Source organism: Paenibacillus antibioticophila (assembly GCF_000455265.1).
GTDB classification, from domain to species: domain Bacteria; phylum Bacillota; class Bacilli; order Paenibacillales; family Paenibacillaceae; genus Fontibacillus; species Fontibacillus antibioticophila.
Map to the genome: position 1 here is coordinate 377,045 of NZ_HG005140.1, position 26,179 is coordinate 403,223.

39 protein-coding genes are annotated in these 26,179 nt (G+C 45.7%); 5 read left to right on the top strand and 34 right to left on the bottom strand.

From position 1 onward, the window contains the following. Positions 1–17 precede the first annotated feature (17 nt). The 13 genes from TX85_RS15555 to TX85_RS27620 all read right to left on the bottom strand — a co-directional run bounded on the left by TX85_RS15555 (position 18) and on the right by TX85_RS27620 (position 10,641). A complete protein-coding gene (locus tag TX85_RS15555) occupies positions 18–362 on the bottom strand; it encodes a hypothetical protein (RefSeq protein ID WP_044480438.1) in 345 nt (114 codons plus the stop codon). Between the two features lie 32 nt (positions 363–394). Then, positions 395–922, bottom strand: a complete 528-nt coding sequence (locus TX85_RS15560) for a phage major tail tube protein (RefSeq protein ID WP_044480439.1) — start codon at positions 920–922, stop codon at positions 395–397. Then, positions 922–2,358: a phage tail sheath family protein gene (locus TX85_RS15565; RefSeq protein WP_044480440.1), complete on the bottom strand. Its 1,437-nt coding sequence runs from the start codon at positions 2,356–2,358 to the stop codon at positions 922–924. Before TX85_RS15565 ends, TX85_RS15560 begins: the two co-directional genes overlap by 1 nt. Before the next feature lie 16 nt (positions 2,359–2,374). After that, positions 2,375–2,923 (bottom strand): hypothetical protein, encoded by a 549-nt coding sequence (locus TX85_RS15570; RefSeq protein ID WP_044480441.1) that lies wholly within the window; start codon positions 2,921–2,923, stop codon positions 2,375–2,377. Continuing rightward, positions 2,916–3,494 carry a phage tail protein gene (locus TX85_RS15575; RefSeq protein WP_044480442.1) on the bottom strand — a complete coding sequence of 193 codons (579 nt, stop codon included), beginning with the start codon at positions 3,492–3,494 and terminating at the stop codon, positions 2,916–2,918. The genes TX85_RS15570 and TX85_RS15575 overlap by 8 nt, the downstream gene beginning before the upstream one ends. Before the next feature lies 1 nt (position 3,495). Next, a complete protein-coding gene (locus tag TX85_RS15580) occupies positions 3,496–3,813 on the bottom strand; it encodes a hypothetical protein (protein WP_044480443.1) in 318 nt (105 codons plus the stop codon). Beyond that, complete coding sequence (locus TX85_RS15585; protein WP_044480444.1) at positions 3,810–3,998, bottom strand: hypothetical protein; 189 nt, start codon at positions 3,996–3,998, stop codon at positions 3,810–3,812. Before TX85_RS15585 ends, TX85_RS15580 begins: the two co-directional genes overlap by 4 nt. Positions 3,999–4,002: 4 nt before the next feature. Further along, complete coding sequence (locus tag TX85_RS15590; RefSeq protein ID WP_044480445.1) at positions 4,003–4,491, bottom strand: hypothetical protein; 489 nt, start codon at positions 4,489–4,491, stop codon at positions 4,003–4,005. After that, on the bottom strand, positions 4,488–6,530 hold the full coding sequence (locus tag TX85_RS15595) for a prohead protease/major capsid protein fusion protein (protein WP_233500766.1): 2,043 nt from the start codon (positions 6,528–6,530) through the stop codon (positions 4,488–4,490). Before TX85_RS15595 ends, TX85_RS15590 begins: the two co-directional genes overlap by 4 nt. Then, positions 6,475–7,977: a phage portal protein gene (locus TX85_RS15600; protein ID WP_044480446.1), complete on the bottom strand. Its 1,503-nt coding sequence runs from the start codon at positions 7,975–7,977 to the stop codon at positions 6,475–6,477. The genes TX85_RS15595 and TX85_RS15600 overlap by 56 nt, the downstream gene beginning before the upstream one ends. Positions 7,978–8,097: 120 nt before the next feature. Next, on the bottom strand, positions 8,098–8,325 hold the full coding sequence (locus TX85_RS15605) for a hypothetical protein (RefSeq protein ID WP_044480448.1): 228 nt from the start codon (positions 8,323–8,325) through the stop codon (positions 8,098–8,100). Next, positions 8,322–10,130, bottom strand: a complete 1,809-nt coding sequence (locus TX85_RS15610; RefSeq protein ID WP_044480449.1) for a phage terminase large subunit family protein — start codon at positions 10,128–10,130, stop codon at positions 8,322–8,324. The genes TX85_RS15605 and TX85_RS15610 overlap by 4 nt, the downstream gene beginning before the upstream one ends. Further along, complete coding sequence (locus TX85_RS27620) at positions 10,114–10,641, bottom strand: hypothetical protein (protein WP_044480451.1); 528 nt, start codon at positions 10,639–10,641, stop codon at positions 10,114–10,116. Before TX85_RS27620 ends, TX85_RS15610 begins: the two co-directional genes overlap by 17 nt. A gap of 385 nt (positions 10,642–11,026) precedes the next feature. On the opposite strand from TX85_RS27620, the gene TX85_RS15620 reads away from it, so the two are divergent. Further along, entirely contained in the window at positions 11,027–11,359 is a 333-nt protein-coding gene (locus TX85_RS15620) for a hypothetical protein (protein WP_044480453.1), read from the top strand. Positions 11,360–11,450: 91 nt separating this feature from the next. Here TX85_RS15620 and TX85_RS15625 read toward each other — a convergent pair whose 3' ends face one another. After that, entirely contained in the window at positions 11,451–11,996 is a 546-nt protein-coding gene (locus tag TX85_RS15625) for a site-specific integrase (RefSeq protein WP_044480455.1), read from the bottom strand. Positions 11,997–12,119: 123 nt separating this feature from the next. Here TX85_RS15625 and TX85_RS15630 point away from each other — a divergent pair, with 123 nt between their 5' ends. Next, a complete protein-coding gene (locus TX85_RS15630) occupies positions 12,120–12,485 on the top strand; it encodes a hypothetical protein (protein WP_044480458.1) in 366 nt (121 codons plus the stop codon). Positions 12,486–12,661: 176 nt separating this feature from the next. On the opposite strand, the gene TX85_RS15635 is transcribed toward TX85_RS15630, so the two are convergent. The 18 genes from TX85_RS15635 to TX85_RS15735 form a co-directional block, all read right to left on the bottom strand. After that, entirely contained in the window at positions 12,662–12,904 is a 243-nt protein-coding gene (locus tag TX85_RS15635) for a hypothetical protein (RefSeq protein WP_044480460.1), read from the bottom strand. A 402-nt stretch (positions 12,905–13,306) separates the two neighbouring features. Beyond that, a complete protein-coding gene (locus TX85_RS15645; protein WP_316244898.1) occupies positions 13,307–14,509 on the bottom strand; it encodes a PIN-like domain-containing protein in 1,203 nt (400 codons plus the stop codon). A 137-nt stretch (positions 14,510–14,646) separates the two neighbouring features. Beyond that, positions 14,647–15,171, bottom strand: a complete 525-nt coding sequence (locus TX85_RS15650) for a sigma factor-like helix-turn-helix DNA-binding protein (RefSeq protein WP_044480465.1) — start codon at positions 15,169–15,171, stop codon at positions 14,647–14,649. 10 nt (positions 15,172–15,181) lie between these two features. Continuing rightward, the gene (dnaB, locus tag TX85_RS15655) at positions 15,182–16,498 is read right to left on the bottom strand and encodes a replicative DNA helicase (protein WP_044480850.1); all 1,317 of its coding nucleotides are present in this window, start codon (positions 16,496–16,498) and stop codon (positions 15,182–15,184) included. A gap of 22 nt (positions 16,499–16,520) precedes the next feature. After that, positions 16,521–16,868: a hypothetical protein gene (locus TX85_RS15660; protein WP_044480466.1), complete on the bottom strand. Its 348-nt coding sequence runs from the start codon at positions 16,866–16,868 to the stop codon at positions 16,521–16,523. Further along, complete coding sequence (locus TX85_RS25405) at positions 16,858–17,631, bottom strand: DnaD domain-containing protein (protein ID WP_049894989.1); 774 nt, start codon at positions 17,629–17,631, stop codon at positions 16,858–16,860. The genes TX85_RS15660 and TX85_RS25405 overlap by 11 nt, the downstream gene beginning before the upstream one ends. 16 nt (positions 17,632–17,647) lie before the next feature. Beyond that, entirely contained in the window at positions 17,648–17,962 is a 315-nt protein-coding gene (locus tag TX85_RS15670) for a hypothetical protein (RefSeq protein WP_044480467.1), read from the bottom strand. A 37-nt stretch (positions 17,963–17,999) separates the two neighbouring features. Then, positions 18,000–18,365, bottom strand: coding sequence for a hypothetical protein (locus TX85_RS15675; RefSeq protein WP_044480468.1), 366 nt, complete (start codon positions 18,363–18,365; stop codon positions 18,000–18,002). 38 nt (positions 18,366–18,403) lie between these two features. After that, positions 18,404–18,868, bottom strand: coding sequence for a hypothetical protein (locus tag TX85_RS27625; RefSeq protein WP_049894990.1), 465 nt, complete (start codon positions 18,866–18,868; stop codon positions 18,404–18,406). A gap of 298 nt (positions 18,869–19,166) precedes the next feature. Beyond that, positions 19,167–20,165 (bottom strand): DUF3102 domain-containing protein, encoded by a 999-nt coding sequence (locus tag TX85_RS27980; RefSeq protein WP_044480470.1) that lies wholly within the window; start codon positions 20,163–20,165, stop codon positions 19,167–19,169. Further along, positions 20,162–21,238 (bottom strand): PcfJ domain-containing protein, encoded by a 1,077-nt coding sequence (locus TX85_RS15700; RefSeq protein WP_158297340.1) that lies wholly within the window; start codon positions 21,236–21,238, stop codon positions 20,162–20,164. The genes TX85_RS27980 and TX85_RS15700 overlap by 4 nt, the downstream gene beginning before the upstream one ends. Before the next feature lie 479 nt (positions 21,239–21,717). Beyond that, the gene (locus TX85_RS15705; protein ID WP_044480472.1) at positions 21,718–22,065 is read right to left on the bottom strand and encodes a hypothetical protein; all 348 of its coding nucleotides are present in this window, start codon (positions 22,063–22,065) and stop codon (positions 21,718–21,720) included. 59 nt (positions 22,066–22,124) lie between these two features. Continuing rightward, on the bottom strand, positions 22,125–22,832 hold the full coding sequence (locus TX85_RS15710; RefSeq protein WP_044480473.1) for a hypothetical protein: 708 nt from the start codon (positions 22,830–22,832) through the stop codon (positions 22,125–22,127). A gap of 31 nt (positions 22,833–22,863) precedes the next feature. Further along, on the bottom strand, positions 22,864–23,247 hold the full coding sequence (locus tag TX85_RS25415) for a hypothetical protein (protein WP_049894991.1): 384 nt from the start codon (positions 23,245–23,247) through the stop codon (positions 22,864–22,866). Positions 23,248–23,252: 5 nt separating this feature from the next. Then, positions 23,253–23,471, bottom strand: a complete 219-nt coding sequence (locus TX85_RS15720; protein WP_044480475.1) for a hypothetical protein — start codon at positions 23,469–23,471, stop codon at positions 23,253–23,255. Next, a complete protein-coding gene (locus TX85_RS15725; RefSeq protein WP_044480477.1) occupies positions 23,468–23,725 on the bottom strand; it encodes a hypothetical protein in 258 nt (85 codons plus the stop codon). The genes TX85_RS15720 and TX85_RS15725 overlap by 4 nt, the downstream gene beginning before the upstream one ends. Before the next feature lie 13 nt (positions 23,726–23,738). Beyond that, the gene (locus tag TX85_RS15730) at positions 23,739–24,038 is read right to left on the bottom strand and encodes a hypothetical protein (protein WP_044480479.1); all 300 of its coding nucleotides are present in this window, start codon (positions 24,036–24,038) and stop codon (positions 23,739–23,741) included. After that, positions 24,019–24,339: a MerR family transcriptional regulator gene (locus TX85_RS15735; protein ID WP_044480480.1), complete on the bottom strand. Its 321-nt coding sequence runs from the start codon at positions 24,337–24,339 to the stop codon at positions 24,019–24,021. The genes TX85_RS15730 and TX85_RS15735 overlap by 20 nt, the downstream gene beginning before the upstream one ends. A 46-nt stretch (positions 24,340–24,385) precedes the next feature. Here TX85_RS15735 and TX85_RS28200 point away from each other — a divergent pair, with 46 nt between their 5' ends. Together TX85_RS28200 and TX85_RS27050 are read left to right on the top strand one after the other, a co-directional pair. Beyond that, the gene (locus tag TX85_RS28200; RefSeq protein ID WP_392391847.1) at positions 24,386–24,637 is read left to right on the top strand and encodes a helix-turn-helix domain-containing protein; all 252 of its coding nucleotides are present in this window, start codon (positions 24,386–24,388) and stop codon (positions 24,635–24,637) included. A 120-nt stretch (positions 24,638–24,757) separates the two neighbouring features. After that, positions 24,758–25,123 (top strand): hypothetical protein, encoded by a 366-nt coding sequence (locus TX85_RS27050; RefSeq protein ID WP_044480482.1) that lies wholly within the window; start codon positions 24,758–24,760, stop codon positions 25,121–25,123. On the opposite strand, the gene TX85_RS28205 is transcribed toward TX85_RS27050, so the two are convergent. After that, entirely contained in the window at positions 25,074–25,340 is a 267-nt protein-coding gene (locus TX85_RS28205) for a DnaD domain protein (RefSeq protein ID WP_071784211.1), read from the bottom strand. The genes TX85_RS27050 and TX85_RS28205 overlap by 50 nt on opposite strands. 117 nt (positions 25,341–25,457) lie before the next feature. Then, positions 25,458–25,625: a hypothetical protein gene (locus TX85_RS26830; RefSeq protein ID WP_158297342.1), complete on the bottom strand. Its 168-nt coding sequence runs from the start codon at positions 25,623–25,625 to the stop codon at positions 25,458–25,460. A 178-nt stretch (positions 25,626–25,803) separates the two neighbouring features. On the opposite strand from TX85_RS26830, the gene TX85_RS15745 reads away from it, so the two are divergent. Further along, complete coding sequence (locus tag TX85_RS15745; protein WP_044480484.1) at positions 25,804–26,151, top strand: helix-turn-helix domain-containing protein; 348 nt, start codon at positions 25,804–25,806, stop codon at positions 26,149–26,151. Positions 26,152–26,179 lie beyond the last annotated feature (28 nt).

A 26,179-nucleotide genomic window follows, 5' to 3' on the forward strand; every position in this document is an offset into this window, starting at 1 on the left:
GGCAAAATGATTGAAGGTTAGTTGAGTAATGCATCCTCTGAGGTATTCGTCTGAGACGATTCCCCCGAACCGAGAAAGAAAAAATCCCGAACAAGAGCCTCCGCCTTCACGGCATCTTTTGCACTCATCCGCAGTACATCTTCCGGTTCGATCGATGTATTAACTTTTTTAACTGCAGCAGCAAACAGGTACAAATGATAGTCAGAATCAAGCTCCTGGACCATCACTATGTTACCCGCCTTTTTAAACGACTTGGTAGCTTCGGCCTTATCCCTTGCTGTCATGTCCTCAAAGTTATAAGGTAATTCATTTACTGAATCACCATTGATGTTAACTGCTTTACTTAATTTGAAAGTTGGCATAATAACCCTCCTTAAACGTAAGCAGCTCCCCATTATTGGAGAGCTGTCAGAATGTTAGATGTGTAATCGACGCCGTGGACCACATATTTGAAGTTGTATTTATCGATCAGCAGCACTTCCTTGCCGTCAATAATTTTCCGGAGATAGTAGATTTCAAACTCACTTGAACCATCAGCTCCAGCATTCACCTCCACATTGCCCATGCCATACGTCTTGTTAACGCCGGACATAAACAATTTGTGCTGCTGGATACCGATTTTTGCCCCCGCAGTATCAAATAAGTCGATTACCCAAACTAATTCGAATTTGATTTCACCCGGTCGTGAAAGCATCGAATACTGAGGCGTATCTGCTCGATTGCTGATCGTAAACACCATGGATCCGATTTGAGCAAACGTAGGCATATCAATCTCGCCCATAATACCGGATCCACTTTGTGTATCCGTCATTTTTTCGATGGACGGCAACGTTACATTGGCTGTATCATCAATATTTTCAAGGTTGCCAGCTGTATTTGTGGCTTTGAGCCTGTATTGAATCGTTTTATTTGCGATTTTCATTAGCTTTCACCCCCGAATAGTACGGCCAATCCCTCAGTTGTATAACGAACGCGGAAGGACAGAGATTTTGTAACAGGAGTATTAGTGTTCTTCACATCGAAAATGAAATCACCCTCGACCATCGAACTCACAGGATTGCTCGTCTCATTAAAGTTAATCGAGGCCGATAGCAAGTAGCCATCCGCAACCAATCCATTGAGCCAGATGCCCGCATCATTCAGGATTGTATCAACCTTGCTCCGATTCAGTGGACCATCCACATCTTTACCATAGTTCTTCTGAAAGGTATTTGTTAAGTATCGAGCCATACGGATTGATGCATCGAACACATTCTCGGGCTTAATCTCAACGCCATGCTTATAATTCGCATTATGCGGGCCCCAAAGCACCCACATCCCATCGCGAAAATTAAAGGTTGTTATCCCTTCGGCATTCAGCTCGTTGGCTTGAAGCTCATCGAAGTTGACTTCTGTTCCATCAGTAAGTACCGTAGATGTCGCATCCACCCGCTTATTGGATAGAGATTCATAAGGGACATTATTGTTTGCGAAATCCGTCTGCTGCATCCGGACACCCATTAGCGTAGATGCCCAGAAGGTGCGGCCAGCACTGCTTGCCTTGGGCCATCCCACCTTTAGCGGAACATCCGTGTACCCGTTGGTTTCCTTCCAGGCGATCGCCTGTGCAATAGACCCCACCGACGAGCTTGCATCCAGATCGGCCAACACAACAGCATCCCAATGTCCGTTGATCTTTTGCGCCTTCGTGATCATTGCTTCTTTGACCTCTTTAATCTGAGACCATCCAGGAGCGGCAAGCAAGGTCGGGATTTGGTTCAGCTTTTGATAGATAAGGTCAATCACAGCCAGGCCCGTTCGATTTCCCGCTAAATTACCACCGATAACATCCGCTGGCTGCACTGTGGATACATCCATCTTGTTGTAAGTGACTGAGGCCGGACTTGCGATTGTCTTACCGGGCAAAGCGGCCAGCTTCACACGTCCGTCTGTTGTATAAATTGCCTCATAATCTTCTCCGCGTATTGCGCCTGCAACCTCAATTGACTCCAGCACGGCCGGAGCGTCAATGTAGGCGACACCATTAATAATAGTCACTTCAACCGTTTCTGGGCTGGAATGCACTTCGGGGTCCATGATGTTAATAATGATAATAGGCCCGATAGGCTGAATCCGATTCTTAAAGTGAGCATACACCGCTTCGCATAAGGTGAACGTGTTCCAATCGTCCGAATAGCCTATTTTCGCTACGGAATCCTCATAATTGTTGATTATGATGGGTACGTTCACAGCAGCAGCGTTCGCCAGTTGCTGCACCGGCGCTGTGCCAATATAAACCGGCAATGTCCCCACCCCAGAGGGAGGCAGCGTGTCTGTGCTAGGCTCAAGCTCTCCATAAGCACCATGTTTATAAGCCAAATTGTTCACATCCTTTCTAAAAGTCGAGTAAATCTTGTTTTGGAATATACGGCAATGTTACTGTTGCAGCCCGGAAGGACATCCAACCTACCCAATATCCAACTGGCTGTTGCTGATACATCCCCCAGCGAAACGGCTTCTGAGCAGCCGTTTCGCCGTTGCCAATAAGATACTGCGAGGATAGCTCTCGTCGGCATATCGTAATCAGGTTAAGCAGGTCCTGATATCCCCTATAGTTCGGGATGATCACGCCCGGCTCCGGATAATATCCAGGATTGTAGACGATGAAATTCAAGCGAATATTTAATCCCGCCTCACTTCCATCGTCTTCCCCCTCGTCCATACCAACAACAATCGCCGGAATAGCCTTCTTCACACCGTCAGGAAGCTGCAAAGGAACTTCTTCAAGCTGATTCGGTGGCGGAAGCCATCCGATAAAGACATTGGGATGCATCAAACGGTACTGCGTCACGTCATCATCGTTTGGAGCCATCAATTTAATTTTTGGAACCACATGAACCTGACAAAACTCTTGAATCGCTTCGAGGGTCGTATTGTCAACCATTGCCTTTCACCTTCTTTAGGCGGTACTGGATTTCGTGTTCTACTCGATCAGCTAAGAAGCTATTTGCTTCATCCTGAATAGACTCCATCACCTTCAAATTTTCAACCATCTGTGTAGGCGAAATCGTTCGTAGCAGCTCAAGTGGATAGCGTTTATCCCCTTCTCTGCGGAAGATATGCGTATTGCCATCCGGCGAACGCTGGACGAAGGCTTTTGGCGCTCCCAACACTGGTTTTCGCCCGGCTGACTTCTTGATCTTTACCGTTGCCTTTTTTGATTTAGACTTGAGTCCACCGGGAAGAAAACGCCCTAACGTGTACCGCTTGCTGCGGACACGAATAAAGGCTCTTGGCCGTGAGAAAGAGGCCCTGTTCTTCGTCATGGACGCCTTGATCTCGGATGCCTTCACATTGTATTGTTGCGTTACTATGCGACCGCTTCGGGAATATACGCGATCAAGCGTGCGGTTCAAGGCGGCAACAAAAGCCCCGGGCATCTGCTTCTCCGCATCCTTCAGTCCGTACACAATCTTATTCAGTTGAGAAGTATCGATATTGATTTTGCTGGTCATGCTACTCACCGCGATTCGTGTTCAACACAATTTCATACACGTTGTCTACTTCCTTCACATCTTCCACGTAATAGAGCTTGTTGTTAAACTTCTGAACATCCCCTATCGCCGGTTCCTTATCCAAGGCTGATTTAGGAATAAAATAAAGGAGCAGACCGGCAGATATGCCGATATACTCCTTCTCAGCTCGCTTCTTTAATTGCTCATCATCGATGATAACGATCTGCTTCTTACCGTCAATGATAGCCTCATCAGCAAACTCATTGTAATTAAAAAATACTGTCTCAATATCTTGAGCTAATTGATCCTTGAAGCTCATGGTTTCGACCTCGCGCGTGTTGCTTTTGTCGGTTCAAGTTCGGGGAGCTCCTTTGTACTCGGAACAACGCTCCCCTTTCTCAGTTCCTTTTCTACGTCCTTCGGGTCGGCTTCAAACAGATCACCTGCACGATAGATTTTACCGTCTCTCACAGTAAAACCTCTGGCAACTTCAAATATAGCCATTGTTCTATTCCTCCCCGTTGTACGCTGCCTCTATTTGCTCCTGATACCACTCTTCATACTGAGCGATTCGCTCCTCTTCCTTGCTGGCCGGGTCGATTCCCAAGCCCTTAAGCTTGGACTTTTGCTCAGGGGCAGTAAGGTTTCCAAATTCGCCCGGCTCAAGAATCTTCAGCGACGCCCCTGAAAGAATACCGTCCAGAATGCTGTCGGAGGTCTCCATAGGAACCGAAGCAGGCAGAGGCGGATTCACTGGCTCACCACCAGCAATATCCTCCCCTTCTGGGACTTGGGCAGGAGGATCCGTTGATTCACCGGAAGTAGAACCGCCCTCCGGATCCTCCATCAGGGAACCCGTGTTTTCTTCGGTATCAAGATCAGCGAACTTCCCATTGTCCCTCAATGTCCGAATCAGATCCAAGGGCAGTTTCCCTTTAACATTCTCACCAGCCATATACAATCGTCCACCGTAATTTAGAGCTTCATTCAAGATCATGGAGTTGTCACCCCCGGATTCTTGAACATGCCGCGGCTATCCAGAATGGTTACGCCATAATCGAAGATAATCCGGAAATCCATACCCAATCGGTCGAAAGGAATGTCCGTTTCAAGCGTTGGTTCTTCTTGGCCGCGCAAGTACGTAACTTCAATCGTATCCGCAATATTTGCATCAGCAGCCAAGTACCATGCAGAGCTAGAATATTGATCAAGCTCTGCATCAACAATCAGATCAACAGAGTTGCGGAATACATTCGTTACTCCGCTATGCTTCCCGTCAGGATCAGCTTCACTGCGAAGGTGCTGTGCGGCTCCCGTTTCAAGCTCTGCTGGGACAAGCAGGTATTTCGGAGCGATGTTCAAGATTGCCTCGCCACGAATCCCCTTCTGTGTGCGCATCATTTTGCGGCCTTCGCTCATCGTTTGGGTGTTAATCGCCCCGCCAGTGCCAAGATTAGCATGAGCTGCACCGAAGAGATTTTCTCCGTCGAAGATAAGCGGGTTAGATGCCAGCATCTTATAGACGAGTGCGTTAATGCCTCGCTTCGCCGCAATCACATAGGCCGCCGGAACGCGAGAAAGCACACTCAAATCGTCATTAATAAACGCTTCGCGTGTGAATCCCCAGCGCTTGGAGTAAGTAAGGATCGCCTTATTGACCTTCTCATCCTTCATCGCCGTATCGTAAGGGATCGCTCCATTTTGAGGAGTGAGCTCCAAACTGCCAGCCTCGGAAATCCGATAGTGTTCAGCGGCTTTGAAGTCAGAATTCGACCCTTTACCTGTCCAATGTTGGAAGGTTGTCGGTGCCTCCTGGTACGCTTGAGACAGCGTCTTGTTGGCGGCGTTGGAAATAATCGACTGGAAGGTCGTGTCGGGCGATAAGGCGCGTTTCAGCAGATCCTCATCACTCATCCGGTGTGCGCCGTCGATCCCTGCACGTTGCAAGCAATCAACTGCCAAGTCCCTCATTCTCATTGCCCGTAACTCTGTAGCTCCAGCAGCCGGATTGGAAACACTTCTGCCCGCCCGCATCAGCAACGCATCCGATGCAGCGGCGCGGAATTTATCCGTCTCTTCAGCCACCACGCGAATACCGGATTGATTTGGTTTATTGCTTTCAATCTGCTTTTTCAAAATGGCGTCCTTAACAGCTTCGACGGAGCTGCCATCTCCAAGATATGGAGTCGGGTCCATGTTAAAATTACGGCACAAATCATTAATTTCCGTGGTGCGCTGTCTTTCAGCCGCAACCGCACGTTGCTGAATCTCCGCTTCATTAGGGTTTGGAACCGCCGGAGGAGTTACACCGCGTTCACCAGTCCCGCCCCCACCATTGCCTCCTCCTGTATCCGGAGCGTGCATCAACCCCTGTGCCGCCAATGCGATCATTTTCAATCCCTTCATGCCTTCATCCTCGCCTTCTTCATTTTCCCAAGCGTTTGGGATTTTATGATTTCTACCCACGCCGACCGACGGATCGGCTGGCGTTGGTTCGATACTAATTTCAAAAGGCTGCCACTTAAGAGCAACTTGAGCCGGTCCCATGAACCTCCCATTTGCTGACGTTTTGCCTGGCCTTACTTCCTCCCAGCTACTCACTGAGTATCCTACAGAAACTCCTTTAATAACGCCTTTAATGACCTTCTGAAATACTTTGTCACTGTCGTCGTCATCATCAAACTGTACAATTGCCCTTGCTTTTCGCTCTGCATTGTCCACCCAAACCTTATTAATGACTCCAATAGGCATTCTTCCATAGTTGAAGTCCCGCCCATGAGCGAACAATAAAACCCCGACTTCGTTCAACCTGGATAGGTCGATCGCATCGGGGTCATGGCTCAAGATTTCATTGCCGAACCAACGCTCATACGGAGCTTCTGAAGAAAATGAGAGTTCCACAGTTCTCTCTTCTTCGTTGATGGTATCACGGGCGAATGTCAGTGTTCGGCTAAGATGATTGTCGGGCTTCTCGCCGTCTCTACGCAGCGTCATCAGTTGATTCAATGTCTTCATCGTCGTCTTCCTCATCGTCATTCTGACTATCCCCTCCTCCTCGTTCTCCAATCAATTCATTGATCAGGTTAATCTCGGCTGCCCGCTGCACCACAACATCCCGCCAATCCTCGCCGCGCTCCGCACAGATGCGGGCAAGCGTGTCTTGATTAGATTCTAATGCAATCTTATTGGCATCGGCTTCCTTCTTGGGATCAATCCATGTGCTTCCAGGCGGAACCCATACATGATTGGTGTAAAGCTTCTTATTTTTCAAGTAATCCGGGAGGTTCAGCTTTCGACTCAAAAACATGCTGTCCATAAATTCGAGGTAGATCGGCTTGAGCACACGCTTAATGAGCATCTTCTGAAGCTTCTTGTACAACTTCCTATCCTCAATCAGCCCTTGACGAGCTGACGAATAGTTCACTTGCGACAAATCCCGAGAAACCGATTCATAGCTCAAACCCAACCCTGCCGCAATCATGCGGACCAGCGTCGCAATGAATTCCTTAGTGTTCGAAGCTTGCCCTGAAGGGATGACCGTTTGAACTTCATCCCCTGGATTCAGCTCCCCGATCATTCCCGGTGATAAGGATACGCCGCTATAGCTGACAGGAGCATCAGCCGACGACCTCACTCCGCGCCCTACTCCCCCCTGTGGAGTATCCTTCTTGATAAATACCGCCATGCAGGCCATGACTCGTTCTTTGATGGAAATCGCCTCGATGAACTGATTCACATCCTTGATTCGAGGCAGAGCGGTTGCAAGCTGCGAAACCTCCCGTATCTGCTGCGGATTACTCTTTTTGAATAGGTAGATAACGTTTTCAGCAGGAATGCGCACCGTTTCGGTTGGATGCAGTAAATATCCATCGTATTTTTTGAAGTGATACGCAATCGGCTTATTGAATTCGTCAAGTTCGACTCCTTCAATAATCCTCTTATCCGACGGAACCTTGAGCGTACTCAGGTCATCGACAGAACGAATCTGCAACTTGAAGGGGAAATTGCTGTCCTTGACATAGACTTTCACAATAAATATCCCGCCGTCAACGATGTATCTCCGAATAATCATTTCTGTCATTTCGTCGAGAGATTGAGTAGCGGTAACGTCTATGTTTTCTGCCTCGCAAAATTCTTCCCATAGGGATTCGATCTGCTGATTGATTGCTCCATCCTTATTCCCTTCGACATTGTGCGGAACCTTTGCTTGCAGCATAATTCCTGTGCCTGTTACATTGCGATCAAATGCCTGCAGAATCCCCCCGGCCAGATCACTATTGTTCTCCAAATCCTGGGCACGGGCACGAATCAACGAACGTTCTTGCTCCTTCTTCCATTCATTCGGGCTCTTTGATGGATTCCAGCCTTGATTCAATCGACCTTGGTCAGCAGAATCGAACACGCTCATCGCGCTACGCCAGGCCGCTCTCTTGTAAGCCCATCTAGGGCTAATTGTAGCGATAGATCGATCTATCCAACCCATTACATTCACCTCCTCCCCAGGGTGCTAATAAAGTCATGAAGCATACAGATAATTACAAGCAGGATAGCTGCTGCTATCCAAGGCCCCCTCCATCGCCTACAAGCTATTTTGATCATCGGTCTATCTCCCCTCGAAATAGGCGTGATGAAAGATTGATCCGCCACACTCAGCAGACAGAATCTCCCGTTCCAACCGGTCTCTTTCCTTGTACAGTAGAGCCAGATCAGCCCGGCGCAATTGCCTGCTGCCAATGCGATACTCTTGAGCTCCGCTTTGTATAGCAGCAATAGCAGTCTTCACCTGCCTCAACTCTTCTCGAAGCTCCTCAATTCGTTCTTCGTCACTCATAACCACTTCCCACCTCCTACCCAATTGTTCGCCTTGGCCTTGCTATCAGCAGGTTTTGGCGCTTCTGGAGCTTCATATCGCATATACCGGATGCCAAGGCAGTCAGCAGCAAATGCCGCGTATACCTCACAATCCAAATAGTGATTATCTGCGTGAGCTGTCTTCGGTCGCCAAACTTCAACATCACGACGACCGTTCTTCTCGATGACCTTCTCCTCCGCTGTGATCTGCTCTGCATAATCAAGGTCGCAACCAACATAGACAAACCAGCCCCCCGGCTCATCCTTGCTACGAGCAATACGGCCAGCAATAAAGTCCTTGTAATATCCGCCGTCAACGTGATAGAGCGATATACCATACATGCCCTTGTCCTCGCGGTCAATCTTGGTGTGTCGGTATTTCGTCGGCAATGGTGTATTTGAACCCTTAACAGATACTGCCCATTCACTATTTCTAGCACAGAAATCATAGGTTTCATCAGCATTATAACCGGAGTCAATCGCCGTGAGATTTACAAAGAATTCCGTTCCATCACGAGTGCAATAGGAGATATTCATAACATCCTCAATCTGAGTCCACGTCTCCACAACGCCATGACGGACGTTGTAGCTCTCCATATTCTCTCCCCATGCCCGAATTGTGTAATACATTCGGTCCTTTTGGACGTCAACCCCGCCCGTCAGCAGGATTGTCCGGTCCGGCACAACGCCTTCCTCGTATTCACTCGCCCGTTCCAGCACCTTGTCACTGCTCAGCTTAACTTGCGTATTCTCCCAAGGCTCAGCCAACCAGCTATTCACGAAGTTCATGAGCTCTTCCGGAGACCTCTTGGAAATCAAAAATTCATATGCGACGTCTCCAAACCTCACCCAAGGGCTATAGATTGCATTCAAGTGAAACCCGGTCTTGCCGCCAGGCTTTGTCGAGCCCGATTCTGTACGCCACACCCCGCCTCGCAGCATCAAGGGTTTATGTGCGTCTCTGATTTGTCCTTTGCAGCTCTCACACTCGTAAAAAGCTGTTCCTCTCACCTGTTCCGGTGCCAATGAGGAATCGAATTTGATTTGCTTGAACTTAAACGTATGAAGCTGCCCGCAATGTGGACATGGAACAAAGTAGTGCATCCTGACATCAGCTCCGAGCCAAGCCTGCCAGATGGGGCCTGATTTGAGCGTGGGAGTTGATGTCTGCATAATCTTTTTATTAAATGGGAAGGTCTTTGTACGTTCCCTCGCTAGCGCTCTTGGATCAGCCTCTTTACCTGCTGTTTTAGGGTATTTGTCCACTTCATCCATGAAAAGATAGCGAATGGCGCGCGATGACAAAGAAGCCGGGCTGTTCGCACCAGCAATAACCGCATACATACCTTCGAATTGCAGTTCGCGAACGGTGCTTTCTTCCGGTTTGAATCGCCCTGATAATGCCGGGCTGAGTTCCAACATCGGCTGGAGCCGATTCTTCGACGTGTATTCCGCAAGCTCCAACATCGGATAGACGATCAATGCTGGGTTAGGATCCTGCGCAATAACGTATCCGAACATATTGTTCAGGCTTTCCGTGCCACCAACCTGTGTCGGTTTAACAAAAATAATCTCTTCGATGCGAGGATCCGTGAAGGCATCCATAATCCCGCGCAAATACGGAGTTCGGTCAGTAGACCACGGCCCAGGTTCGGCGGAAGTCTTGCTATCCAGTACGCGGTAACGGTCAGCCCATTCAGATACAGTCAGCTTCTCGGGCGGTTTCAATACCTTGAGCGAGGATAGCAGCCATTCAGGCAATACTGCCTCAGTCTTTTCTGGCATCGTACACACCCCGCACCGACAGTTGCAGCAGTACGGAATTCGTTGCATCCGCAATTTCTTGTTCAATCACACGAACCTGCTCCGGGTCCAAATAGGGAGCAATATCCATAGCAATCTTTCTGCTATAGCCTCCCATTGACCGTTTAAGGGAAACAAAAAAACGCTGGAGTTCGCTCACAACGTCCTCGCGTCTGATATATTCACCTTTGGCAATGTCATTCTTCAAAGTAGCAGCATCCGCCTGCTGTTCCTTCAATTTCGCTTCATAATATAGCTTCTGCTGAGACAAGGTCATCTCTTCTTCCGTATCCGGTGTTTTCTTCACCCCACGGTTTTCAATGACCCAATTGAAAGTATCCTTGAGCGAGTACCATCCTCTTGCCTTCTTCGGCATCCCGCTTCGCTCCCACTGTGCAATTGTATTGCGATGCACGCCCAACACCTCGCAGAGCTCAGAAGTAGCGACACACAAGGCCCCATCGATCATTTTTGCTTTTACTTTTCCACTCAAAATACCCCCTCCTAAATGCACAATGCCTTATGTGCAAATTTTATAAAACTCAGCCCGTTTCTGGGCTCGCTAGTACCCGCATGGGGGCCACCCCCTGGGAAGGACCCTTTTCCCACTTTCTGGTACTTTTCAGGAAAATCCCTTCAATCCCTTGCCCCGTATGGGCTCCGGGTTTTCAATGGTCTGGAAGGCTGCCGCTGCTCTCTAAGTTATCCATATCTTATTAAAGAGCATAACTGGAAGAGATTCTCTCTCCCCTACTCCCATAAGGGTTTTCAGCTAATTCCTCGTCTCAGTTCCACACTCGTTAAATATAAGAAACTCATGAATCTCCCTATCCATTTCCTCATTCTGGTAAACTAGATTTCAGAGGGAGGTGATAAAGATGAGACCCTATTTTTTTGTGATTAACATTGTTCCATCACCTGATAATAAAGACTGTCAAGATATCGCCGGTGCAAAGGCGCATATCTGGGTCATTTCCGATGACAAAGAGAAAGCCAAGCTAAGAGCTGTAGACTATATCACGAAATCTCACTGGCAGATCGTAGGCTTTGAGTACGAATTCGAGATTCAACAAGAGCAGATTTCAAAGTTGCATGAAGATGAAGTTCGTCTCTACAAGACCGCTCTTCAATACGGAATTGCTGCTGATTATATTGCGTATCCAAAGATACCAGGAAACCCTGATGATCCTCCGATAATTCGGCAGCTTTAGATAACGAATATTCATAGCTTCCTTTTGGGTTGACCACCGTCTTTGCGGTGGTTTTCTTTTGGTCTTTTCTCATTTAGCACCTCTTCAACATTTATAATCCAAAGCGATTCATTGCAGCATCCATCATGTCCTGATCCATGCCGATGTATCTCATGGTGATACTCTTATCGGAATGGTTCAGCATGTTCTGAACGAGAGTGATATCCTTCGTCTTCTGATACATGTGATAGCCAAATGTCTTCCTAAGGGTATGAGTCCCGATATCAACCAGGCCGAATTCAACAGCGGCCTTCTTCATGATCTTATAGGCCATGTCCCGTTTGATCGGGTTATTCTTACCGCCTTGGCGAGAAGGGAACAATACATCGCCTGGATTCATGTCTGCTGTATAACGCTTGATTTCCCGTTTAAGAGTGGGGGTAATCTTCATGATCTTTCGCTTGCCCGTCTTCATTTCGTTCATGACAATGTAATCGCCGGTTACGTCCCTCACTCTAAACTTCAGCACGTCCTGAATCCGAAGTCCTGTATTGATGCCGAATACAAACAGCATGTAATTTCGGTACGACTGCCGCATCAGATAATCTTTAATAGCATCGATTGTTTCCTGATCCCGAATCGGCTGTACAAAGTTCATATCACCACCTCATTTCAAAATCCCAAGCGTTTGGGAAATTAAATTTGAATACAAACCACAATTCTTGATGGTATCATCCTTCTTTTGATGATATGATTTAGCAAAAAAAACAAAAGGTGAATCATGAAAAAAGTGGTATTATTGTTTTCAATTCTAATCATTTATCTCGTGTTTTTAGTTTTGTCCTTTAAAAAGCCTGTTGATTTAAACAGCCAGACAACTACAATTCCTGAAACTACTACTTTTGTTTCTAATGAAATCGATCCTTCTATTAACACTCAGGATAAATCAAAAACTTATTATGCAGATACACATTGCGATACAAATAAGGGCCATGCAAAGGTGCTCTGCGTAAGACATGTGGAATTAGAAAAGTGTGGGCAGCACTTGGATAATTACGTGTTAGACGGGAAGATACACAAGGGTTCCTTAGATCCAGAAAGATATAAAGAATGCGTCATTAAAAACATCTCACCTGCTAACAGATAATCAACCTAACTTTTTTTGTCTTCATAATATACACACCTCTGCTTGCTACAGAACTGCTTTACACCCGTCCAGTTTCCCCAAATACAGCCCTTGCACTTTGAGGGCTGATGTTCTGACTTGCTCGGTACGGGAGAAGGGCGGGGGAGTGCTTTCAATGTCAACCCTAACGCCTCCTTTCATAAATTATCAATTCCTGTTAAGCAGGCTTCCTGTTTGATCATTTCCATTATTCCGATGACCTTGAGTCGATCATTACTACTGTAAGTTAGTGTTGTTTCCCCGTTCTTCTCTACTACAATCGTAATGACCGTATCAATTTCCTTGCTCGATATATCCTCCCGCAAAGCCTCCGCAACAAGAGACGGGCTGAGAATATCTTTTCTTTTCATTTTTTCTTTGTCCAGGTCCACTACCTTCATGGCAACATCTCCTCGACCTGAAGTAGCATCTGATCTATCTTTTCAATTTGAGTCTCGCTCTTGCTGATTTGCTTCTTCATTACAATGTTCGCGTGAAGCCTCATTCCTTCATTCACAAGCATTAGCACTAGAATAAGAATGAGCAAAATAGTAATAATTTCATTCAATTTACTGAACAGATATCGTAGCATTCATACGCACCTCTCTTTCTTGCATTGATTTTAAAAGCGCCGCCCCCGAAGGAGCGGCTATATAGGAGGAAGATTATGAAACCATTGATAGGTTATAACTATGTTGTTTCATATAATAATAGCTTTCATCTATAGGTGGCTTTCGTAAGACAAAAAAGCCTATTCCGAATACTGCAGGAATAGGCTCGAATCAAAATTCATAATGTAATTGCTAATCTTCCAAGTAACCATTTATTTCGGTAACTATGTACCTCTCTTTATTGACATTATTTAAGAGATCAATAATAAGACTGTTAAATGGCTTGTTTGTCATAACTTCCAGTTTAATTATTTCATTACCTTTTACTGATGTGGAGTAGATTTTTAAATAAAGATTAAACATATTCTCTAGGTCATTGATAAATTCATGTAAAATATTTTCCCATTTATTAACCACGATACAATAAAGAGTTATATTATACTGGTAGAAGTATTTATATTCTCCATCTCCTTTTATTCTATTAAATTTATCACTCTCCATAACCTCTACATACTGAACACCGGTTGGCCCCTGAAGATTGTGTAATAGTTCCTTCGTGCTTGTTACATTCTTAATTGCTTCATCAACATCCAGTGAACCATCATTTAACCTCAAAAATTCAGTTGCATACTTAAGAAACTGTTCTGTATTGTATAAATAGAATAGTTTTCCGTTACTTTCCTTTTTAAATTCATGTATCAGTTCTGGGTGAGGCCCCTTCTTTTGCCCTTTAATTTTGAGAATCCAATCTTCTTTATTATCATCTGTCACCAATATCACAGATTTAGTTGATTCTTTTTTAGAAATATCAAGAATCTGACGCCAGAAAATTAAGTCTCCAAATTTATCTTCATAAATCAATCCGTTGTTAACTGTCTTTCTATTCTCTTTTTCTTTAACATCTTTATATCCAGGAGGAATTTTATTTTCAAACCGTCGTAAGCCATCCTTAAAAAGGTTATCAAGTTCAATTTGAGAATATGCATCTCCTATTTTATTTTCAAGTAAACTAGTTATTTGGTTCATGATTTGAATTAAATCAGGTTGGTCCTTTTCCTGAGCTTCTAAATTTGTGACTATCTTGTTTTGCGATTCATCAAGTATAGCTATAATCTCTTCTAAGTTAATATTGGAATTCCGCAAGTTACTTAACCATTTCTTAAGGTCATCAATATTGTCTCTAACATAGTCTATAATGTCTCGATATGTATTGTTCTGATTGTGAATTTCATCTAGCATATGTTTGTGGTATTCAAGAGCAATCTGATGAGGAATCCAAATTCTATCACTAATAAGATCCATTACTCTTAACAAAAATCCCCTCGTTTTTTCATCATATCTATATAGGTTCAAGAGAGTATTAGTATCAAAAATAAAAATACACTCTCTCCATATTTGCTCAAATTCTGCTTCTGTTGGGGTTTAGTATCCTGAAAAAAGTGATCTCATTCTAAACCTCCAGATAATATGAGTTTTCATTAGTCAATTCGACATCATGTTCGTTTTTCCTCTTCTAACAAAAATTAAAAAGCCTATTCCGGCGGCACCAGGAATAGGCTAGTTTGAAGGTCTTCCGATATTTTCTTTTGGGCTCGTTCTACATATTCCTCAACGCTTCCTTTACTTAATCCTAGCATATTGGCGATCTCTCCGAAAGAAAAGCACTCACCATGAGCCATCACATAACACTCTCGTTCGCGTTCGCTTAAGCGAGATAGGGCATCTTCGATCTGAAACCTCTCCCAATCACTCAGGTTGCTAGGGCTCCCTGCCTTCGCATTGCTGACAAATGCCTGCATTCGAAGAGGATCCACCAACTTTTCACGCTGATATGCGGCCAGTCTTTCAACACCTCGCTTATTTCCGGGGCGACGTCCGGTTGAAAGCCATTCGATGACATATTCACAATCGCTGATCATTCCGGAGATGGCTTTTTTATCATCAGCATCAGCCCTGGCATAGACACGTCTTGCTGCGTTTAAGGATCGCTGATAATTAGCTGCTGTAGCCGGACCTAAATCTTGTACGCCATGCTGATCAGGTAAAACCTTTGCCATCCTATCCCTCCTAAACTGCGTGTGATCTTTCATAATTAGCGAATTTATTGAAGTCCTTCATAAATACCAGTTCGACCGTACCGACCGGACCATTCCGCTGCTTGGCGATAATAATTTCAATGATGTTGGGCTTCTCCGTTTCGCGATCATAGTAATCATCCCGGTAAAGGAACGCGACTACATCAGCATCCTGCTCAATGGAGCCCGATTCCCGCAGGTCGGACAACATTGGCCGCTTGTCCTGCCGCTGCTCAACAGCCCGGCTGAGCTGGGATAATGCGATAACCGGCACATTTAACTCTCGGGCAAGCTGCTTAAGTTTGCGCGATATTTCGGACACTTCCTGCTGACGATTTTCTCCTTGACGATCTCCGGAAATGAGCTGTAAATAGTCGATTACGATCATGTCCAGACCTACCTTATTTTTCAGGCGACGGCATTTGTTCATGATTTCGGAAACCGTGATTGACGCAGAATCATCAATGAAAATGTCGGCCTCAGCCAGTTCTCCAACTGCAAAGGCAGCCTTATCCCAATCCTCCGACCTTAGAAAACCCGTCCGAATGCGGTTAGCATCAATCATCTTCTCGGCGCTCATCATTTTCAAAGTTTGCTGCTCACCCGACATCTCCAGGCTAAACAGAGCAACCTTCCTTTTTTCGCGAATCGCCGCATGCTGTGAGATGTTCAGTGCAAATGTTGTTTTTCCGACAGAAGGGCGAGCTGCAACAATGATCAAATCTGAATCCTGGAATCCTGATGTCATCCCATCAAGATCACTGTACCCTGATGAAATACCTGTCACTTCGTCACCCGAATTTGCAAATCTCTGCTCCAGAAGCTCGAACGCTGCCATACCTAATTCCTTCATCGTCCGGAATTCTTTTGGTCGTGCAGCCTGATCTGATAAGATGTTTGCAGTAGCCTGCACACGTACAGCGGCCTCATAACCTGTGTCGGCCTCCCATGCAGCTGCCGCTTCTCGCTCCAGACGAATGATCGTCTCTCTGTGCAAAAATCTATCTTTGATGGTGTCTGCATAGTCCTTTATGTCAGTCTCGCTGGATATCGTTCGGGACACAGCTCTTGATAAATCCGATAAGTATTTTACTCCACCAATATCCTCAATCTGCTTTCGCTCTGTCAGCCGGGCCGTGACATTGACCAAATCAGTTGTTTTTCCGGCCTGTTCAAGCTCCAGAATTGCTTCGTAAATGCACCTGTGTTGGGCAGCGTAAAAGTGTTCTGGCTGAAGCGTATCCGAAATCTGAACAATTGACTTGGGTTCGATCAACAGCACCCCGAGTAGCGCCTGTTCTGATGTCATGCTGTTGGGTAAAGTTCTTAAATCAGCCAAGCTGTTCACGCACCCTTCTGATGATGTCGGAGCTTGGTGCCACCACGCCCTGCCGAAGTTGATCATATTGAGCTAGAGTGAGAACGCCTGTCTGTTTCATATGATCGTGATAACGCTCGGCATCCGTTTTAGCGTCAGTTCGCCGCGCAAGTGCTCCAGGATGAGGAGGAAATTTATTGTCCGGATCCGATGCATATTGGATTAAGTTCTGCTGGGCCGTCTCGTATGTCACACCTCTAAGGACATCATGCCAAGCTTTGAGCTTATCCCCGTCGCCGGAGAAAATCGGGTAATACTCAATGATAAGGTCAAATAGCTTGCCTACCTCTTCAATTTTCATTAGCGGCCATCCCCTTTGCCATATCAGCGAAACTTGTCTTTCCTTTGCGGTTTTTGTATGTTGTCGGTTTGGTTCTTTCCGCTTCAAACTGTGCATCAATAGCTATAGCTTGTTCCAATGTCCTTACTCCTGACTTGAAATAATCGTCTAGTATCTTTGCAATCAACTTGAAATTGTACCTGCCTGAAGTCGAAGCAGCTCTTTCTATCGCCCGAATAACAACGCGCTCCTCGATGCCGTCTTGATCTATGTAGTCCGCGAGTTGTTGAGCCTGAAAGGGATTGCATCCATATCCGAACACTCTTTCGTGAGCTGCATAGAACGACTCGTAAGAAGATGAAGTAGAAGAAGAATTTAAATCTTTATTAATAGAAGCGCTTTGTGATTGACCTTGTGACGCGCTTTGCGGTCGGTTTATGACGCGGTTTGAGTCGTTTAAAACGTCACTATCTGTTAATGACTTGCTTTGAGTCGTTTTAAACGATGCAAAAGGAATAATTCTGTAAACTGCTGATTGCTGTCCAGAGCGGCTCTGAAAATCAATTCTGCCCGTTTGTTGTAGCCGGTGACGGGCTCGGTTAATCGCATCCTTTTTCAAACCTGTCTTATTAGATAAGGTTGATACAGCTACAGTAAACTCGTCTGGCCATCCTGCCCGATTGCATGTGTGCATCAAAGCGTGCCACAGAACAATAGCAGAATCAGTCAACGTGTTTGTTTCGAGCCAATCATAAAAGGAGCTGATTTCCGTAATGTAGTCCAAGTTCTCACCTTCTCTTTTAGTCCGGTTTCATAATCTCATGAGGATACAGCCTGGCTGATTCATTGCCAGCCATGTCCGTTGTGCGATCAAAAAGCGGATAGTACCTGTGCTGCTGGTCACTAGTGCCCGCTCCTGCGCTGGCAGAAAACAGGAATGCTCCAGGAGCTTCATTCTGTTTGACAGGTACTCCGAATTGCTGGCAACGTCTCCTTGTCAACAGGACAGCAAAACGGTAAGGCTTGCTTGTCCAGCGGCTGGAGCGAGGAATGTATACCGGCAAGCCGCTGCGCTTCACCTCAAGCTTGTTGTACCGACCTTCCTTGTTAGGCATTGCCTTACCCTCCTTTTCTTTTTCCGTACTGTGCAATTCAACTTATATTGAAGTCAACGCTGTATTCTGGCGAAATTGATCCGAATTTCCTGATTAATTCAACATCGCTTTTAAAGGATGGCTTCTTTGCCTTTTCATAGGTATTTGGATAAGTTTCTTTCTTTTCTGCTCGACAATATTCAATTACTTTCCACTCATCTGCCACTCTCTCGGGTGACGAGTCAGTATGGTTTTCGCAATAGTCTTTTGTTATAACTGAGCCTACGTCCCACGCATCATCTGAAACATAGTAGGTATCTCCCCAATAATCTACAGCCAGGAAAATTTCCTCGTTCAAATCCAAATTCTTAGAGGCTTTCCTAACCTCCCTCATGGCTTCGATTATCGAATCAAATCGCTTCATGACTTACCTCCTTAGCTGCACTTTTTTTCGGAATGTCACTAAATCAGTTCGTATTCTCCTGGGTCCAGACCATCACTCACATCATAGTAAGGACTGTATCCCGAGACACTTCCGTCTGAATGCTGAACACCTTCATATATCCGGCCTTTCACGAATACGCGGCGAAATTTTCCCCAATCATCCCAATAGATATCTTTTAGCGCTCGAAACTTGACCGGTTTGTCAGTGCGTTCGTTTTCCGGAAGCATCATATCTGCGCGGTGTTTGGCTGTGTTATATCGTCCTATCAGAATCGGCCCCCCAATCGACAACGTGTGTAGCCAGACTTTTATATCAACAGCCAGCTGCTTGTTGTCCGTTTTCTCTGCGTAAGTCAATAGCGCAGCCCTGGCTGCCGGATCATTGATGGGCTTGAGGACAAAAAAGTCCCCGTCTGCCTCTTCGCCCGTCTCCCGATTGACGATTTTGAATTTATTGTAAAGTCCTTTGTTTTGGTCGCTCATAGGCCTAACCGCTCCCTTCTCCACTTCGCTCCCCATCCATCATCCTGAAGGGGAATATCGCTTGTTATCGCTAAATCATCAAGACTGTAACCTGATAAGACACAGGCCGGGTCAAATTCGACTACCCGCTCCCCACGACGGTTTATGCGGTGCTTTACAGGCCGGTTGTCATAGCACCAAGCGAAATTACCATTAACCTTGTCTATGACAACCTTCTTGCCTTCGTCCCGACGACTGCTAGTAACAAGACAGACCGTGCCGGGCTTGTACTGCTCATTATCAAAGATGAAGAAGAACATCAGAGTTGACCTTTGATCTTGTCGCAGAGCTTCACCACAGCGCCTTTGAACTTCTTGGCTTCCTCCTCGTTCTGCTCCTCGGCGATCGCTGTCAGCAGTTCATTGAAATTAGTCACCAGCAGATTAAGACGCTCCTGCACCTTGATCCGTACCGTATTATTGTTCTTAGCAAGCTGTTCCTGGAGAGCAGCCAGTTCCTTGGCTGTGGTTTCCTCTCCTTCACGTAGCTTGGCCGCAAGCTCTTGCTCACGCTTACGCAGAGCTTCAAGCTCCTTTTGCGTCTCTTCTGGAATAACCTCAACACGCTCGATGCTCGGAATGTCGATAGGCTTTTTCTTTAATTCCTCCTGAAGCTCCTTGATCTTAGCGCGATAACTATCAGCGCTTTGCTTGGCTTCCTTCAGCTCCGTTCTGAGTTTGGCCGCCGTTGGTGTATCTTTAGCACTCACTGCCTTCTCAATCTCGGCCTGTAAAGAAGCAACCTGTTCCTCTTGCTCTTTTTGCCTGGCCTCCAACTCCTCGCGAGCCTTCCGCTCTGCTTCCGCACGTTCCTGCTCCTCTAGGAGCTTCCTTTCGGCTTCTTGCCGGGCTTCAATTGCAGCCTTCAATTCCCGAGACGAAAGCTCAGAAGCATTGGTTTCCTCTACAAACCCTTCTCTTTCCTCTGCTGGTACGGCCAGAAGAGCCACAGCCTGGGAATAAGAAAGATTGCCAAACGTTTGTGAATTTGCGCCCTCGTATTCAGTAGCAATACGCATAAAGTTATTAGCGCTCGATTGACTGTAGTTCACATTCAATTCCAGCCATTTGCCCCATTCACCATGAGCGACAAGCTCCTTGGCTTCGATCAACCTCTTCCCGATCTCGATTGCGCTGTCCATCACGACCTTGCGGGCTTGTGCATCAATGCTCCGGATTTCTGCTGCGATCAATTGAGGAGTTCTATCCGATACCTGAACTGACTCCTTCGCAACGACTTGCTTTGTTTGTTTGGTCATACCGCTACCTCCTGCCGCTCAAGCGGCACTGTTTTGGGTTTTGGAGCAATCTTCTCCGCCTTAAAAGCCTCAATAAAAGCTTGTAGATCGGCCGCAGGCAAGGAATGTCGCATCCCATAGCATTGAACGATTTTGTTATTCTTGATCTCCATCGTATAGAACGGCTCATTTGGAGCCGAAACCTTGCGAATCATGAGAATATTTGTCTTGCCATCTGCATGTCGCTGGGCGTATCCTCCCACACAATGATGAAGTTTTTTTCCTTCCTCAATAATTTCATTGGCGGACTTAGCCGGTCGCAAGACGAACCCTTTGAATTCAAAATGATAGCGACGCTCCAGGGTCTTAAATCTTGCAGCAATCTTTCGCTTTTCTATGTCAGACAGGCTGATCTTTACCTGTGATGTCGTATTCTCATGGGCTGCATGGAGATCATGAGGGAAAACAACCTCAATCCGGGATAGATCAAATTCAAGCATTTTACACTGTTCCATGTAATCCTTCCACATGCGCAAAACACTATCCCGGTAACGATAATGTTCCTTCTTCCCCCTCTGGAATTGCCGCTCCACATACTTCACACACTTCACAACACTCTGATACTTGAACATGCGCTTCAGGTCAGGCCATAAGACTTCTATGGAATCAGACAGTTTTCCAAGGCTTCCGAGCGTTGGACGGTCACTATCGTTCAAGGTCAGTTGATACAATCGCAGGGCAAGAGCATCATCGCTGAATTTTATCTGAGGGTAACACTCCAGGAATCTACGTATATCCTGTTTCTTAAGCCGCAGAATCTGCTCTATCGTCTTCCCTCTCCAATTGATTGCATCATACGTTCTCATGCCGTATAGCTTCGCCTTGACAAAGTAGGTAAGATTCATCTTCGTGAGGTACTCAATGCAGGGGTGCTCCGTATAAAGTGCGAAAAACTTAGTCATATCCTGCTCGTTGTATTGCTCCCAGGTGCTGTACTGCAAAGGAGTACCATCAACAGCTATTGCAATGCTCTCCCGGGAATAATATTTGGGTATATTCTGATAAAGTGAATATTCTGAGATAACTCTGTCCATACGGTGCCAGTCATCGCCATTGTATGTGCTATATGCCGAGCTATCTCCCATCTTGAAAACATAGCTGCATGAAGGTCTAAACAATGTTTCTACTTTCTTGAAATCCCCTGTATAGTCTCGCCGCACGTAAAAACCTACAGCCGTGACAACAGATGAATCAATAATGGATTTTTGGTAGTGAACAACATAGGCGAAATCACAAAGATATTTGCGGCCAACGTTGGCCCTATAGATCATGCAACGCGAGTTACATTTTGGACAGTCGGTAAATTCCCGGTGTCTCAGCGGATTATTGGGATAGTGAGTTCGCTTGCAATGGGTGCAATAGGCTGATTGAATCCCCTTCTTTGTCTGAATAAAGAGGTAGCGGCTTCTGAGCAAAACGCAATTGTTCACGTAATCTATTAATTCTTTACTAATAGGCCCGAAATGAGCCTTATGTGCAGCAAACGCGGCATCCTTAGGCATTCCCATCCCTCCTACATCAAATCTTCCATTAGTTCATCAAGCGAAATGTCCAAAGTCTGGGGTGCCGGAGCGGGCTCTGAGGCTGATTTCTTACTTGAAATCCCATAATACTTGAGTACAACTGCAAATCCTTGATCCGGTGTCAGCATTGCGAAGTTGCCTTTCTTCTTTTTACTAGCCTCTGTTTGCATGGCTTTCAGGCTCCCTGCTACGGATTTTCCCTCAGCCACGATAAGTGGTGCATGATGCGGGTTTTGACGGATATGATCCATCAAGAAAGAGCCTACTAAATTTGTATAATCATCACCTTTGGAATCAGTTATCTCCTTTTGCAGCTTGCGAAGAGCTTCCTGTAACACACGTTCTCCTCCTTTTAATAGCCCGGGAGGACTAGCCTCCCGGCACATAAAATGATCAATTAGGCAATAATGACGACCTGGCCACTACTGATTTGCTCCTTAAGGGCTTCATCCAGATAAGACTTGATCTCCTGAATTGCGCGAAGCTTCCATTCGCCTCCGTCGGCCTCGAAGATCGCGGCAGAAGGACCATCCTGCATCCGGAATACGAATGACGATTCCGGTTGTTCAATCTCGACGAAAGTCCGGTAAGGCTTCAGATTGACAGGGTTAGGAACAGGCACGATCTCAGCAGTGGCCACTCCGGTTTTTGCAGTCACCTGTTGACTAATCCCATTGTCGCCAAAGCTCATTACATTTTCGTCCCTTACATTCCCGACGATGGCAAGGAGCTTACTTCTCACACCGTTCTCTACAAAGCAGCTTTGTAATAGAATGTTAAATCTCTCAACATCGTAAAAATCACCGAATCGGATATTAGGCAACAGCGCCTCTGCCTGGATCAGCGTGTTACGTTCCACGTTCCTATTGAAGCCAGTAACTGCACTGACAAGCGTCGGTGACTCGATGTGCACCATGACAGGAAGCTTGGCATCAAAGTCATTACGAAGATAGTCCACAAGACCGCTAAGGTTACGAACTTTCAGTGTCGAGGCTGTGGGCTCAGATACTCGCCGCAATTCCTGATTGGTATACACCTGCTCACCAATTTCGGTAGTGTGAATACCGGCCAGGCTCAAAATCTTTTCAATTGCTGATTTGATCATTCAAATAATCCTCCTATTCATTTTTCAAAGATTAGCGATACATACCAACGACCTTGTTGTCAGCCAGTGACTTCCCATGGCCATCTGTAACATCCCCTGCATCAGACAATTGAGTCTGGTTCGGATCGTGTTCCCGATTTGGCAATTCCTTGAGAACCGCAGCTCCGTCAGTATCGAAATCGAACGTGAAGGCTGTAGGAATTCCCGTGGAATGGGCCAGGCTAGACTTGACGTTAATTTCCACGTCACCAACCTGTCTTTGCTTATTGGGCTTGACTGCAATCGTCAGCGTAACCGTACGGGCCGCCTCTGCCTTTGTGTTCGGGTCCATAACGTTGGCGGCCAACTTAGCCAGCTCGATATTGAGCTTCTCAGCAGCGGCGCCTCCAGCAAGCTTGTCCAAAGATATATGCATACTTATCACCCCCTTTCCCGTGGGGATGAAGCCCATTTCTTCTGCTTATGCCGCTCGGCATTTGGCCGCTCGATAATCTCAGTGACCTCTGATGCAAACATAGGCGGCGACTTGACTCCGTTTATGGTCAATTTAATGAACTCTCTGGCAACGCCCGAGATCTCCTTGACCTCCCCGACCGCTCCGCTCTTGGTGCGGACGATATCGCCTTTCAAAACGATCACTTAGCAAGCCCCCTTTTAATGAGGCGACGAACTGTGATATAATACTTTTGAATATTTTGTAATGCCTGCAATCTTCCGGCTCCTAACCCGGAGGATTGCTTTTTTTGTTCCTTCAATCCCAAGTCAATCATGATGTCGTGGATTTCCTTGTCCAGCCAGTCGTCACCCGCGTCAAGCGTCTTGCCGCTATCCCTAAACCGGATTAAGTCCTGCAAGTGCCTGAAGCTACGCCAGTTCTGCAGATTCAAATCCACTCAGCACACCCCCTCACATGAATCGAAGTTTAATAGCCTCTAAGGCGATGCGTTTATTATTTGAATCAAGGTAATCCATGTCTGACAGGTTGCTAAGCTTGTGTTGCTCGTTAAATAAATGTAGTGCTAGGTTAAGCATGAATCGTTCTGATTGGCTCCACGGTCGTGAAATACGTTTCAAGCCGCCTGTATTAATAGTGCGAGCATCAAAGTCAATATGGGTTGCAACGAATTGTCGCAATCTATCACTTTCCAGGAAAATGTGTAGAGTGCTGCGCCAGTAGCGGTCCCGCTTAAGCTCCTCTGGTATCATATTCAACCTCCTTCAACATCCCGGCTTTGGTCAGTTCGTATTCGTCCACCCAATCAGCACGTGTATACCAACGACCGTCATCGTTCTGAAATCCTTTAATCTTACCCGCTGCCAACCACTTTCGGGCAGTTCTGACATTGACATCGTAACGTTGAGCCAATTCAGCGTCTGAATAAGCACGCGGCACACTATCCTCAACAGCGTATTCCTTGCTGATTTGCTGAATAGCAAGCTTTTGCTCAGGTACGTCCAGCATTTCCAAAATTGAACGCATCACCTTTGTTGTTTGGGATACTAACACGTCCCTATCTCCCTCCTAAAATCTGCTAAAATAGTAGTGTCGTCGTATCAAGGCAGCACCCTCCGGGAGAAAGGAGAGTGATACATGTTTTTCTTCTTTTTTTGATTCGGATTTTTCCAAACGCCTATCCTCCGCAATGGAAGATCGAGGACTAGACGCGATTGCTTTAGCCATGCTTGCAAACGTATCGCCCGTCACAGTAGAACGCTGGTTGAACGGGAACTTTGAACCGAGACACAAGAATTTGGCCCGCATAGCCAATGCTCTTGATGTGTCTGACAACTATCTCTTAGGCTGAATCTGATAAAACCAGCCCGGAGGGTTCTGCCCTGATACGACTACGGTAGGATTTCTCCCAACGATTTGCTAGAATTGTTAATGCCAAAACCATCAAATACTTTATGAAAGGAATAAAACAATGTGCGATATTCCAGATAACTTTGATACCGAAATTCATCAACTAATAGAAACAATTTCAGGCAAGTGGTTAATGTTCCCCAAGGCAATACCCTTAGGAACCTTCTTTATTGATATTGAAGAAAATTTTGTGCTCGGAGTTCATAAGGCTGATAGCAACATCTGTGTCTATATCCCTGATGAAAATGGAGTCTACCAACATGTCAGTAACATTGCATTTCAATCAAACGAGGACGTTTCAACCATCTGTGTTAACGGATCTGGCATTAAAGACATTAGGTATGATTTGGATGATCGCTATAACCCGACCGCTCCCCTCAGAGCCCTTTTTGTGGACTTAGAGGCTGACTCTGATCAAACTCGATAGCTTGAGGTAACTTCAAAATTCCTTGCCGCTGGTATCGATCAAGAAAATGAACGATAAATTTAAAACTGTATTGATGTGATAATTCCTTGACTTGTTCCATCGCATGGACGACAAGTGACCCATCCACCCCTACATCTTCGATATACTCTGCCAACCTTTTGACTTGAAACGGATTACACTCAAAGCCGAAAATGCGTTTGTGAGCGTTGTATACCATCGTTTCATTAGCAGATAATTTGATTGTTGTAATCGTGATCGTACACGGCCCCTCCCTTCCTCAGACTACGGTGGGATTTCTCCCACCGTTATTTTGAGATCATAGAACGTAGTTTTTTTACCCTACGGCCATCTTTTTGGATGCAACTGAACTAGTCGATTGCTGGCTGAACAATAAAGCATTTATGGTATTTAAGACATATGACTGATTCTGAGGAGTTAGTTGTCCAGCTAATGAACCGATTTCAAATGCGGTCTTAATTGGACTCGCTTTATCGTTTCCCATTTTGATTCCCCCTTTTGCTTGTCATATTACATTTATTTGCTTGCCTGATTACAATTTAAATGATTTTAATGTTTGCGTCAATACATTTTTAAAATTAATTATGTTTGTTTGAAATCATTTGGTATTGACGCAAACATATTTGGACATTAATATTATGTTTGTGGAGGTGAATTAAATAATGAATTTGTCTGAGAAGATAAAACTGATACGAAAAGCAAATAATCTTACTCAAGATGAGTTTGCCAGTTCTATTGGTATATCGAGAGGAAACCTTGCGAATATCGAGCTTGGTAATGTCACGCCTACACAGCTTTTTATTAATTGCGTATCATTGATGTACAATGTTGATAAAAATTGGCTGCTGGATGATTCTAATAACGATTTGAGTGCTCTGAACAATTCAACCAACATGATTTCTCTAATAGTAGAGAAATACGATCAGTTGGACGACAAGTACAAAAAGTTTGTAGAAGGCCAGATTAATCAATTGCTTGAGTTACAGGAGCAGGCAAATAACTCTAAGTGAACCACCACCCTAAAATCACAATTAAAGG

Bases quoted from the DNA above. Each gene is read 5' to 3' on its own strand.
- TX85_RS15555 (WP_044480438.1), bottom strand. From the start codon at position 362: ATGCCAACTTTCAAATTAAGTAAAGCAGTTAACATCAATGGTGATTCA.
- TX85_RS15560 (WP_044480439.1), bottom strand. From the start codon at position 922: ATGAAAATCGCAAATAAAACGATTCAATACAGGCTCAAAGCCACAAAT.
- TX85_RS15570 (WP_044480441.1), bottom strand. From the start codon at position 2,923: ATGGTTGACAATACGACCCTCGAAGCGATTCAAGAGTTTTGTCAGGTT.
- TX85_RS15575 (WP_044480442.1), bottom strand. From the start codon at position 3,494: ATGACCAGCAAAATCAATATCGATACTTCTCAACTGAATAAGATTGTG.
- TX85_RS15580 (WP_044480443.1), bottom strand. From the start codon at position 3,813: ATGAGCTTCAAGGATCAATTAGCTCAAGATATTGAGACAGTATTTTTT.
- TX85_RS15585 (WP_044480444.1), bottom strand. From the start codon at position 3,998: ATGGCTATATTTGAAGTTGCCAGAGGTTTTACTGTGAGAGACGGTAAA.
- TX85_RS15590 (WP_044480445.1), bottom strand. From the start codon at position 4,491: ATGATCTTGAATGAAGCTCTAAATTACGGTGGACGATTGTATATGGCT.
- TX85_RS15595 (WP_233500766.1), bottom strand. From the start codon at position 6,530: ATGACGATGAGGAAGACGACGATGAAGACATTGAATCAACTGATGACG.
- TX85_RS15600 (WP_044480446.1), bottom strand. From the start codon at position 7,977: ATGGGTTGGATAGATCGATCTATCGCTACAATTAGCCCTAGATGGGCT.
- TX85_RS15605 (WP_044480448.1), bottom strand. From the start codon at position 8,325: ATGAGTGACGAAGAACGAATTGAGGAGCTTCGAGAAGAGTTGAGGCAG.
- TX85_RS15610 (WP_044480449.1), bottom strand. From the start codon at position 10,130: ATGCCAGAAAAGACTGAGGCAGTATTGCCTGAATGGCTGCTATCCTCG.
- TX85_RS15620 (WP_044480453.1), top strand. From the start codon at position 11,027: ATGAGACCCTATTTTTTTGTGATTAACATTGTTCCATCACCTGATAAT.
- TX85_RS15625 (WP_044480455.1), bottom strand. From the start codon at position 11,996: ATGAACTTTGTACAGCCGATTCGGGATCAGGAAACAATCGATGCTATT.
- TX85_RS15630 (WP_044480458.1), top strand. From the start codon at position 12,120: ATGAAAAAAGTGGTATTATTGTTTTCAATTCTAATCATTTATCTCGTG.
- TX85_RS15635 (WP_044480460.1), bottom strand. From the start codon at position 12,904: ATGAAGGTAGTGGACCTGGACAAAGAAAAAATGAAAAGAAAAGATATT.
- TX85_RS15650 (WP_044480465.1), bottom strand. From the start codon at position 15,171: ATGGCAAAGGTTTTACCTGATCAGCATGGCGTACAAGATTTAGGTCCG.
- dnaB (WP_044480850.1), bottom strand. From the start codon at position 16,498: ATGACATCAGAACAGGCGCTACTCGGGGTGCTGTTGATCGAACCCAAG.
- TX85_RS15660 (WP_044480466.1), bottom strand. From the start codon at position 16,868: ATGAAAATTGAAGAGGTAGGCAAGCTATTTGACCTTATCATTGAGTAT.
- TX85_RS15670 (WP_044480467.1), bottom strand. From the start codon at position 17,962: ATGCCTAACAAGGAAGGTCGGTACAACAAGCTTGAGGTGAAGCGCAGC.
- TX85_RS15675 (WP_044480468.1), bottom strand. From the start codon at position 18,365: ATGAAGCGATTTGATTCGATAATCGAAGCCATGAGGGAGGTTAGGAAA.
- TX85_RS27625 (WP_049894990.1), bottom strand. From the start codon at position 18,868: ATGAGCGACCAAAACAAAGGACTTTACAATAAATTCAAAATCGTCAAT.
- TX85_RS27980 (WP_044480470.1), bottom strand. From the start codon at position 20,165: ATGACCAAACAAACAAAGCAAGTCGTTGCGAAGGAGTCAGTTCAGGTA.
- TX85_RS15700 (WP_158297340.1), bottom strand. From the start codon at position 21,238: ATGGACAGAGTTATCTCAGAATATTCACTTTATCAGAATATACCCAAA.
- TX85_RS15710 (WP_044480473.1), bottom strand. From the start codon at position 22,832: ATGATCAAATCAGCAATTGAAAAGATTTTGAGCCTGGCCGGTATTCAC.
- TX85_RS25415 (WP_049894991.1), bottom strand. From the start codon at position 23,247: ATGCATATATCTTTGGACAAGCTTGCTGGAGGCGCCGCTGCTGAGAAG.
- TX85_RS15730 (WP_044480479.1), bottom strand. From the start codon at position 24,038: ATGATACCAGAGGAGCTTAAGCGGGACCGCTACTGGCGCAGCACTCTA.
- TX85_RS27050 (WP_044480482.1), top strand. From the start codon at position 24,758: ATGTGCGATATTCCAGATAACTTTGATACCGAAATTCATCAACTAATA.
- TX85_RS28205 (WP_071784211.1), bottom strand. From the start codon at position 25,340: ATGGTATACAACGCTCACAAACGCATTTTCGGCTTTGAGTGTAATCCG.
- TX85_RS26830 (WP_158297342.1), bottom strand. From the start codon at position 25,625: ATGGGAAACGATAAAGCGAGTCCAATTAAGACCGCATTTGAAATCGGT.
- TX85_RS15745 (WP_044480484.1), top strand. From the start codon at position 25,804: ATGAATTTGTCTGAGAAGATAAAACTGATACGAAAAGCAAATAATCTT.